This is a genomic window from uncultured Sutterella sp. (genome assembly GCF_937923675.1).
In the GTDB taxonomy this organism is placed as follows: Bacteria; Pseudomonadota; Gammaproteobacteria; order Burkholderiales; family Burkholderiaceae_F; genus Sutterella.
The window spans coordinates 1-5,061 of sequence record NZ_CALDXB010000088.1; the positions used below are offsets into that span (position 1 = coordinate 1).

General features: G+C 57.5%; 4 protein-coding genes. All 4 read right to left on the reverse strand.

From position 1 onward, the window contains the following. A partial coding sequence (locus Q0106_RS10575) for a DNA topoisomerase (RefSeq protein WP_297612637.1) occupies positions 1 to 1,277 on the reverse strand: 1,277 nt, incomplete at its 3' end. Between the two features lie 14 nt (positions 1,278 to 1,291). Further along, positions 1,292 to 4,417, reverse strand: coding sequence for a zincin-like metallopeptidase domain-containing protein (locus Q0106_RS10580; protein WP_297612640.1), 3,126 nt, complete (start codon positions 4,415 to 4,417; stop codon positions 1,292 to 1,294). After that, the gene (locus tag Q0106_RS10585) at positions 4,414 to 4,650 is read right to left on the reverse strand and encodes a hypothetical protein (RefSeq protein ID WP_005430336.1); all 237 of its coding nucleotides are present in this window, start codon (positions 4,648 to 4,650) and stop codon (positions 4,414 to 4,416) included. The genes Q0106_RS10580 and Q0106_RS10585 overlap by 4 nt, the downstream gene beginning before the upstream one ends. Before the next feature lie 72 nt (positions 4,651 to 4,722). Beyond that, positions 4,723 to 5,061: single-stranded DNA-binding protein (locus tag Q0106_RS10590; RefSeq protein ID WP_297612642.1), on the reverse strand; the 339-nt coding region annotated here is incomplete at its 5' end.

Here is a 5,061-nt window from a genome sequence, read left to right on the forward strand (position 1 = left end):
AGGTACTCGTGTGCGGGAAGGAAGTTCGACAAGTAGCGCTCGGCGATCAAGCGATAGATTTTTCGTTCGTCGTCGCTGAACTTGGAGCCGTCTGCAGCTTGCTGCGTCGGGATGATGCCGTGGTGCGCCGTGATCTTTTTGTCGTTCCACGTCGGCGACTGGATCGAGCAGTCACATTTCGCGACGAGGCCCGCCAGGGGCGGCATGGTTTTGGCGATTGCGGCGAGCACGTTCTTGGCGTCGGCGTATTGAGACTCGGGAAGGAACGAGCAATCCGTGCGTGGGTAGCTCGTCGCCTTGTGCGTTTCGTAAAGGGATTGGCACAGATTGAGCGTCTTCTCCGCGGAAAAGCCAAATTGGTTCGAGGCGCCCAGTTGAATGTCGGCAAGTGAGAAAGCCTTCGGTTGCGCAATCTTCTTGGGCGTGCGCGAGCACCTGACGACGGTGGCTTGGCCGACGGCCTTCAGTCGCTGCTGCAACGCGGCCGCGATGCAGCGATCGACCAAGCGCTTTTGTTCGTCGATTCCCGCTTGCGACTCCTCAGGTTCCCAGACGGCGGTAAAGGGTTTACCGCCGCCAAGGCGGGCCTTGATGACGAAATAAGGCACCGGCTTGAAGTCACGAATCGCTACATCACGTTTCGCGACCAGGGCGAGCGTCGGCGTCTGCACGCGACCGACGGCGAAGAGCTCCTTCTTGCCTTGCGCCTGCTGCGCCAGCGTGTAGGCGCGAGACAGATTCATGCCGAGCAGCCAGTCGGCCCTTGAACGCCCTAGCGCAGCCAATCTCATGCCGTCGAACGTCTCGTTGTCTCGAAGGTTGGTGAGTCCTTTGCGTATCGACGCACTGTCCTGTGCGGAAACCCAGAAGCGTTGCACGCGGCCGGTGTAGCGGAAGTGTTCCAGAACTTCATCGACGAGGAGCTGCCCCTCGCGGTCAGGGTCCCCGGCGTGTACGACGAGAGAGGCCTTCTTGAGCAATTTCCCGATCGTTGCAAGCTGCTTCTTAACGCCTTTATCGTTCTTGGGCAAGAGCTTCCAGTTCTTGGGATAAATCGGAAGATCTTCAAAACGCCAGACTTTGGATCCTTTTTTCGTACGCGGGACGTCGTCCGGCAAATACGCGTCCGGTTCCGCCTGCTCGAGTAGATGTCCGAAGCACCAAGTGACGACTGAACCGTCCTTGCACGTAATGAAGCCGTCGCCGCGCGTGACGCAGCCAAGCTCGGCAACGATGGCTTTCGCGACGGACGGTTTTTCTGCAATGAAGAGTCGCATTGAGGTCTCCCCGATCAGCGTTCAAGCGTTCGCGGCCTTTGAGGTTCGGCTGCAGTGTTTTTGAGGTCCACCTCCGCTGCTTTTCCCGGCGATGGTTGAATCGCCCAATTTGCTTGGAAGGCCGGTGACTTCTCGAGTGCAGTGGCACGAACTTTTGCGAGGCTTGCTGCGGTTTCTCCCTCTGCGAGACGTACGCGCATTTCGATTCGGCGGGCAATGTCAGGGGACACTTTCGCAGCTGCAGCCATGCTCTCCGCTGGGTCCTTGCTGAAAAAGAAACCGGGATGTCCTCGGTCGATGCCGACCATCCAGTCTTTCGAAGCGGGGCTCACTCGTTCACGAAGGGCGCTTGCCTCGGCCTTTTCTGGGGAAGTGCCGTCCTTAAGAACGGCCTCTTTTTTCTCCATCTCGAAGCGTGCCAGTGCTTTCGGATTGTCGCGGATGATGTAAAGACCTTGTCGCATGACCTGCTCGTGAGACCAACGGTGAACCATGCGTGTTTTGAAGTCGACGGCGTAGTAGGTGTTGTTTCGTTCGTAGCGCTCCTTGTCTTCCTGACATATTGCGGCAACGGCCATTTGCTTGAACTCGTCGCGGTCGCTTTGCGGAAGTCTTTCGAGCTTTTCGCGTAACGGTTCCTGCAAGTAGTTCGCTTCGAGCGACCCTCGAAGGCGTCGTTTTTCCGCAAGGATGGCCCAGTGTTTCCCGCAATGCAGGCGAATGGTGGACATTTCACCCAGGAACTTCGGTTGAATGGACTCTACCTGTAGAGTCTGCAGGGAGAATCCACGGCTGGCTTTCGCGGCCTCTTTGAAAACCAAGTTTCCGAAGTCGTCGGATTTCAGCTTGGCGACCTGAACGGCTAAGGCAGGACGATCGGTGACGAAGAGCCCTTGGTGGTCGGCGTAGACGCCATGGAGGAACGACCAGGCATCGGCGGGGTCGAGCACCATCCCCACCAGGTTCCGTTCCCGCTCCTGAGTCATCTTGCCCCGTTGCAGAGCAATACCCCAGGCGGACTCGAATTCAGCTTTTGCGCGCGGATTCTTTTCCAGAATGTCGCGGGCTTTCTGCATGTACTCCGCGTGCGTGAGTCGCTGCACCCCGTTTCGCTCGAAGTCGAGGACATAAAACTTCTTGCCGGAAGAGGACGGTTCAAGCGTTTCAATCGATTTCGGGAAGGCCGCTTTGGTGCGTTCAGATTCGAGTGTTTTCCAATAGCGCTCCGCGCACAGACGCTGCGGCGTCAAAGACTCAGCAATTTCGGGGTCCTGCAGCTGCCGGTGAACGTCGTCAACGGTGATGCCGCTATCGACGCGAGCCACGAGCGCTGTTGCTTTTTGAGCGAGGTCCGGGGAATAGAAGGACGCGGCCGCAACGGCCCGCAACGGATTGTCGGTGTAGAAGAGCCCTGCGTGGTTTACCGGGCATTTCTCCAAATTCGACCACGGCAAGGTCGGATCGAGCAAACAGCGCAACACCTGCCTTTCTTTTCGATTTGGGTCACTATTGCGTACGATTTTGCCGGCCTTGGTCTCCGTGACAAAAGCCTCTTCAAACTCTTGTTTCGCGCCCGGATTTTCTTGCAGGATGGCCCCGGCTTTCGCCATCAATTCACGGTGCGTGACAACGGACGCATCATTTGCCTCAAAGTCGATCAGGTAGAAGCGCTTCTCGGCCTTGACGGCCGCCAGCGCTTCGCGAGCGACGAGTTTTTGCTCTTCAGGAGCCGCGGCAGGGAACTTCTCCGCGGCCGTTTCGAGAGGCGTCTTCTCCTTGGCGGTGATTTTCTCCAAAGCCTTCCAATAGTTGTGAGAGTTCAGGCCGAAAGCGAGAGCGGTCGTCGAGTTCCGTGCTTCTTCTTGCGCCCAATCCGCTCGGGCTTTGTCAGCAACGTCATTGCCATCGATACGCTGCAGGAATCGAAAGGCTTTGTCTTCCAACCCCGGCTGCAGCTTGGCAAGGCCGATGAAGTGATGCGGATCACTTGTGGCAACGGCACCTCTGTGCAGCGTGATAGGCAGAAGGATTTGCGACCGTGGGTCCGTAGGGTTGAGCAGCGCATTGCAGGCGTTTCTCTCCAAGTGCTCCGGAGAGAGCGTGTTTCCCTGAACGAGGACGAGAAACGATTCAAATTTCGCCAGGGCTTTCGGCTTGTCGTTCAGCACTTTGCGCACGCCGGCAACCCATTCGGGGTGCGTGAGTCGCAGGACGGCGTTCTTCTCGTAGTCGACAACGTAGTAGCGTTCTTGTTCAAGATTTTTGACAAAGTCGGTGATCTTCTGCGCGTCGGCCGATGCACGAATGATTTCGGCAGGATCTTCCTTGAGGATCTTGATCCATGAGGCAACGTACGCTGCATGCTGCTGCGTGTTGTGCGGTAGACCGATCTCGGAGGCGAGCATCATTGAGGCGATTTCAGCGCGCAGTTCTTCCTTGGCGTAGTCAGGTGTGCCAAAGCGGCCGCTAAGGTCTCGATTGAGGCGGGACTCGTGACCGGTCCAGTGACCGAGCTCATGGAGCGCCGTATCGTAGTAGTCGGAGGCGTTGGCGAACTGTCCGCGCTCAGGGAGCGTGATCGAGTCTGTTGACGGGCTGTAGAACGCCGCGTTGCCGAGCTTGTGGTGGATGACGGCGTTGGAGGCTTTGAGAATCTTCTCGGCGCGCTCATTCGGATCCCAGGTGACCTCAGGAGCTTTCCATTCCGGAAGGTTCAAGCCTTCGGTCTGCTCGGCATTGAAGACGACAAAGCGACAAGGAATCAAAATGCGCTGTCGTGACTCAGGAGGCAGCTCTCGGACCTCTTTGGCAGAAAGCGGTTTGCCCTTCGCATCGAGCCATTTGTCGGCCCAGTAGAGGCAAGGCACGCCGCGCGAGCCCTTCTTCACGTGACCGCCGGCATCCGTGATCTGCTTGAAGGTCATCCAGCGAGGATCAGAAAACCCTTGCATTTCTGCAGCCATTTGCAGACAAAGCCAATTCGCGCCCGAGTACTGTGATGCAGTGATCGGATTGTGCGGGCGACTGGTGACGCCGTTCCAGGGCTTTTGCCAAGGTGCAGTGCCTTTTTCGAGTTGCTCGATGAGGCGGGATGCTACCTCTTCGGCGAGCGCATTCAGCCGGTCTTGCGATTTACTCATGGCCGATCTCCCGACGAGCGTAAGACGGCCGGATCTTTACAGGCCTCTTCGAAGAATTCCTTGACGAGGTCGTCGGTTTCTTCTGTGGTGAGCGAAGCTTCCTCAAAAGCACCGAACGTTTCGGCTTCCTTTTCGGAAAGGCCGTAGTGGTGCAGCACGCTGCGCTCGATGGCGGTGTCTTTGATGTTTTCAATGAGCGCTCTTCGCTCTTGGGGCGTGAGAGTCTCTTCCATTTCGATACTCCGGGTATGACAAGAAGGTCGCATGTCGCAGGGACATGCGGGTGAGAAGTCGAAAGGAAGCGGTTATCGCTCTTTGGTTGGTTCCGCCTGCGCTTGACGGTTGCGGTCAGGCTTTTGAAACTCGACGCCCGTGAGTCCGGGCTGCGTCAGCGAGAGTCCCAGGCTTTTGGCGAAGACTTCGTGAGAGGTGCGGTCGTTTCCGTCACGGTCTTTCCAGACGCGCTCGCGCATGCTGCCGCGTACCTCGAGCGTCATGCCGTCTTTGAGCAGACCTTGCACCTGCTCGATCGCCTTCCCGTTGTACTTGACGTCATACCAGTCGGAGTCGAGCATCTTGAAGCTCCCGTCCTCCTGACGCTGGAAATTCGGGTGATAGGCGCGGAAATTCAGAACGGTTTGTTC

What these genes read in the sequence shown, in the direction of transcription:
- Q0106_RS10580 (WP_297612640.1), bottom strand. Translation starts at nt 4,417, where the DNA reads ATGAGTAAATCGCAAGACCGGCTGAATGCGCTCGCCGAAGAGGTAGCA.
- Q0106_RS10585 (WP_005430336.1), bottom strand. Translation starts at nt 4,650, where the DNA reads ATGGAAGAGACTCTCACGCCCCAAGAGCGAAGAGCGCTCATTGAAAAC.